General features: G+C 38.5%; 5 protein-coding genes. All 5 read right to left on the reverse strand.

Annotation, left to right across the window (positions count from 1 at the left end; genetic code table 11):
* Positions 1-168: 168 nt before the first annotated feature.
* The gene (locus AC1M9D_RS13830) at positions 169-594 is read right to left on the reverse strand and encodes an organic hydroperoxide resistance protein (RefSeq protein ID WP_481612419.1); all 426 of its coding nucleotides are present in this window, start codon (positions 592-594) and stop codon (positions 169-171) included.
* 108 nt (positions 595-702) lie between these two features.
* Positions 703-1,530, reverse strand: coding sequence for a carbon-nitrogen hydrolase family protein (locus AC1M9D_RS13835; protein WP_180028500.1), 828 nt, complete (start codon positions 1,528-1,530; stop codon positions 703-705).
* A 38-nt stretch (positions 1,531-1,568) separates the two neighbouring features.
* A complete protein-coding gene (gene gigB, locus AC1M9D_RS13840) occupies positions 1,569-2,075 on the reverse strand; it encodes an anti-anti-sigma factor GigB (RefSeq protein ID WP_035268529.1) in 507 nt (168 codons plus the stop codon).
* A gap of 112 nt (positions 2,076-2,187) precedes the next feature.
* Complete coding sequence (gene gigA, locus AC1M9D_RS13845; RefSeq protein ID WP_035268527.1) at positions 2,188-3,156, reverse strand: RsbU family protein phosphatase GigA; 969 nt, start codon at positions 3,154-3,156, stop codon at positions 2,188-2,190.
* Positions 3,157-3,273: 117 nt separating this feature from the next.
* Positions 3,274-4,248 carry an MlaA family lipoprotein gene (locus AC1M9D_RS13850; RefSeq protein WP_481612420.1) on the reverse strand — a complete coding sequence of 325 codons (975 nt, stop codon included), beginning with the start codon at positions 4,246-4,248 and terminating at the stop codon, positions 3,274-3,276.
* Positions 4,249-4,705: the final 457 nt, after the last annotated feature.

Raw genomic sequence — 4,705 nt, forward strand, 5'->3', positions numbered from 1 at the left:
AAGAAATTTAAATCCTGTGCTTGACTCTTGTGGTTAAAAACAGGACATTTTAAATGGTTTTTCGCATAGACATTTTAATTGGTGAATAACATGAACTTAACCTACAGCGTTAAAAAAGCTGAGATGCATATGCATATCAGCGTGATTTTTAGGATAGAAACAACTTGATCAAACAATCACATTCAAGGTCACATCGATATTGCCACGTGTTGCATTTGAATATGGGCAAACGATATGAGCAGCATCTACCAGCTTTTGAGCTTCCTCTTTATCCAAGCCTTTCAGATGAATATTTAAAGTGGCTGCTATTCCAAAACCAGTTGGAATAGGACCAATACTCACTTCGCCTTCAATATAAGCTTCTGGTGTGATTTTCAATTTATCGCGGTTGGCAACAAATTTCATCGCACCTAAGAAACATGCAGAATAACCAGCAGCAAATAATTGCTCTGGATTTGTTCCACCACCGGGACCACCCATTTCTTTTGGTACAGCGAGCTGAACATCTAAAATTTGATCTGATGATGTAGCACGACCATCACGCCCACCAGTAGCTTTTGCATGTGCGGTATAAACAACTTTTTCTAATGACATAATTCCTTCCAGATAGAGTATAGGTGAATATCTATACTCTCTGATTTAAAAGGAATGATAATCGGTAATTTTGTAAAGCTTGGTATTCAATTTTTATGTGTGAGCAGGTCAAAGCTGAATAAGTTTACGATGCTGAATTAATGGCATCGATTCTCTAATTTTTTTCTGTTCATCGATGTCAAAAGGAACTGTAATCATTTGAGCACCTTCTTCAGAGGTGATATCTAAAAATTGACCACGAGAATTCGCAGCACCAGAGTGACCCCAGGTTTGTCTTTTTTCACCGTGCCACCCTTGTTGAGCTGAGCCTAAAACTTGGCATTGACTGTCCATGGCACGAGCTTGTAAAAGTAATTGCCAGTGCATTTGACCTGTCGTGTAAGTAAAAGCAGAAGGTGCTGTTAAAATATTTGCACCTTGTACGCGCAGCTTTAAAGCAAGTTCAGGAAAACGAAGGTCATAGCAGACCATTAAACCAATATTGCCAAATGGAGTTTTAGCAATGACGGTTTGATCACCTGGTTCAAAAAACTTAGATTCTTGATATCCACCTACCGCATCACCGACTTGAACATCGAATAAATGAATCTTGTCATAACGTGCTTCTGTCTTTTCAGGGCTAATACAAAGACTAGTTGTTCTGACACGACCATCTGGCACAATGGTGCCGTCTGGGCGAAAAGGACAGGGGAGTGTCCCAGCAACAATCCACATTTGATATTGATGAGCAAGTTGTTCTAAACGAGATTGTATTTCTTCAAATCGTTCAGCAGTCTCACGCTGTTTGCCTGCCGCAAAACAAACGAAATTCTCCGGGAAAACGATCAAGGAGGCCCCTTGATTCTTACTTTTTGCTAACAATGATTCAATGACTTGAAAGTTATTTTCAATATCATTTTGGGAGTTCATTTGAGTGACAGAAAGTAAGGTTGTCATGAGGTTCTCCTTAAGCGCTCAGTATGCTTAAGAGAATATCAGATGCTGTGATCGATGGTATCTTGTTGTTGTTCTAATTGTTTAACCAAAGGCTCGAACATATTTTGGTTATCAGCATTTAATTTCATTAATGTACGATGAGCATCTAATACAGTTGAAAGCATTGCATTATGTGTGATGTGTTCGTCCAATAAAGCGCGCGTGCACACATTCGGATCTCCGCAATAGTTTAAAATTACGAAAACCTGACCAAGACCCATACTGTTCGCAAGTGTAGTGATATCTGGGTTAGTAGATAACATAACAGCTTGAACTTGATGCACTTGTTTGAGCTTTAATCCTAGTTTTGCGAGGATTCCAAGCACAGTACTGTCTATGAATGTAGTTTGGGTTAAATCAACAATTGCGCCTACGACGTTTTGTTGTTGTTCAATCCGAGATAATAATTTATCAAGGCTTATACAAGATTGAGCGCGCACTTCTCCAATGAGTTTGAAAATGTGCGTACCATCCAAGCTTGCATATTCAACATGACCTGTTGACATATAAATGCCATTTGCAGAAAGGATGCTAAAATTATCACATAGCGCAAGTCGATACTCAAGTAGTCTTCAGTCGTAGATCGATTTATAAACAGCTACACTATTGATTATTAACTTAATTTAGACGTTGGAAGCTGAGTATTGCAATATCATCTGCAACATGTTCAGGAACTTCGAATGATTGATTTTGCAAGTGATAGACCAATTGTGTAAATTGTTCATTCAATCCACCATCAAAAGGTTCAAGTGCACCATCTGAGCAAATAATAAAACGAGCTCCACGATTCAACGTACATTCAAACTCTTCAATTTCGAGATCTTCAGTAAGACCTAAGGGAAAGCTGCTGGTGTTGAGGATGCGAGCATCCTGATTAGGTTCAAAGATAATTGCTGGAGGGTAATGCCCTGCGCTTGACCACTTAAGCTGGTGGGTCTCTAGATTCAATGTGCCTGCAATCATTGTAATATGCTTTTCGATGTTCTCTTGTAAAAGCATGCCATTAAGTTTTTTGAGGAGTTCTCGTGGGGTTTTCGATCTACCGTGAAATGCAGCCATCCAAGAGGTAAGAAGTGAGCTTGTTACACCATGTCCAGAAACATCCGCGAGATAAAATAAGATTTCACGATCACTGAGTTTCCAATAATCATACCAATCACCAGATAAGTAAGCTGACGGTTGAAATAAAGTCTCGACTTTATAATTAAGTAGGTCGATTGGGTTGGGTAATAGTTTTTTTTGTAATTCAGCTGCAGAGGGCAGGTCGCGGCTGTCCTGATTGCGTTTGTATTTTGCTTCAATTTTAGCAATCGATTTTGCGAGATCTTTTGGAAGACGGTCCCAAATCCAGCCAGCGAGTGCGCCAAGTTCCCATGCTTGCGAGAGTTGAAGTCCCTCATCTGCATGACCTATCACGATCGTAGGGAGAGTCCATTTATATTGCAGAAAATCATTAACATCACTAATGGCAATGATGGTTGAATCGTAAAGATGAAGATCATCTATATGAATCATTTGTAAACTCGGCAGAGCCTCTAGAACGCTATCTAGAAGATGGATGTCACGAGTGGGTTGAATGAAATACATAGATGAAAGAATCAATCCTAAATGCTTTATTTATAAAACTATCTTAGACGAACTTATATCGAACGCCAAGTTAAAGTCTAAAAACAAAAGATTTAGACTTTAACTTACATATGGCTTTTATTCAGATTCGATAGATTCATCCATGAAGGATTCATCATCTGAAAAATCATCTTCAATAAATAGTCCAGAACCAGTTTCTAAACCGCGTTTTTCAGCAATAACATAGTTTTTTCGTTGTAAGTAGGCATCACGCATTGCTGCATACTTATCACCTTGCAAGACTTGTTCAATCTCTAAAAGTTGAGCACGTGTATCTAATGCGCTAAGTGCCCAGTCACTATAATAAATACGATCATGACCATCCAGTAGGTATTTTTGAGGGCGTGCTTGACTATCTACTACGCGGCCAACAGTATCACGGAAGGTGCTTGGGCCCATAAAGGGTAGAACAAGGTAAGGACCAGAAGGGACACCGTAATAGCCTAAAGTAGTTCCAAAATCCTCATCTTCCATCGGAAGAGATAAGCGACGTGCAGGATCAGCGAAACCAAGCGTTGTAATTGTATTTAATGTAAAACGACCAAACGTTTGTGCGGCACGTTTAAAGCGACCTTGAGCAACCTGATTTACAGCATTCCATGGCTCACCCAAATTGTCTCGGAAGCCACGTACTGAATCTCTAACTTGTTCTGGAATTTTATCAACGTACTGCACAGCTATAGGGCGCAAGACATTTTGATCGACAACATCATTAAATGCATAGATTTGTCTGTTTAAAGGTTGAAGTGGATCTTTTTCATTTTCAGGTAATGCTGCTGTTGCATTGACTTTGAAGTTATCAATTTTTAAATTTTTTAAATCTTTGATAGATCCATTGGTATTAACTGAATTTTCTAAAGCAGGGTTTGAGGCGTTAGCAGTATCGTTGTCTGAAGGCTGATTATTATCATTTGTGGCAGACAACTCATCAGATGTAGATAATGCAGTATCGTCAGCAACTTTATTGCCTGCAATCTCAGGTTGTTGGGCGTAAGCGGGTGCAGCTAAACCAATACTTAACATACTGACCCAAAGAAGTTGAGAGTACTGCATAAAAACATCCTAGAATAAAAGCTGAATATTAGTCTTATTAAATAAATAGTAAGTACGAACAGAATAACGCCATTATAGCGAGAGTTGAAAGCAGTTTACTAAAGTATATTTGCACAAAAAATGTGAATTAACCGTGAAAAAAGAGTGATTTTGTAGAAAATATAATCACTTGTTAAGAAAATATAATTAAATTTTACAAAAGAGGTTGCATTGGATATGAAATACTGTAGAATGCACATCCATCGGCGGTGATGTTGATTAAAACTTGTTGAAAAACAAGGATTTAGCTGAATAGGTTGGATCTAGGTTTTGAGAATGGGTTGGAAAATAAATTAACATTTCTAGTTGACTTTCTGGAAAGAAAGTGTAATATAGCCGACCTAGCTTGATGCTGACGAAGCATTAAGAAGATCATTAAGAGATTATGAAGAACAACTTGTGTGGATTTTTACTGGTT

This window comes from Acinetobacter sp. ANC_7682 (assembly GCF_056779795.1).

What these genes read in the sequence shown, in the direction of transcription:
- AC1M9D_RS13830 (WP_481612419.1), bottom strand. Translation starts at nt 594, where the DNA reads ATGTCATTAGAAAAAGTTGTTTATACCGCACATGCAAAAGCTACTGGT.
- AC1M9D_RS13835 (WP_180028500.1), bottom strand. Translation starts at nt 1,530, where the DNA reads ATGACAACCTTACTTTCTGTCACTCAAATGAACTCCCAAAATGATATT.
- gigB (WP_035268529.1), bottom strand. Translation starts at nt 2,075, where the DNA reads ATGTCAACAGGTCATGTTGAATATGCAAGCTTGGATGGTACGCACATT.
- gigA (WP_035268527.1), bottom strand. Translation starts at nt 3,156, where the DNA reads ATGTATTTCATTCAACCCACTCGTGACATCCATCTTCTAGATAGCGTT.
- AC1M9D_RS13850 (WP_481612420.1), bottom strand. Translation starts at nt 4,248, where the DNA reads ATGCAGTACTCTCAACTTCTTTGGGTCAGTATGTTAAGTATTGGTTTA.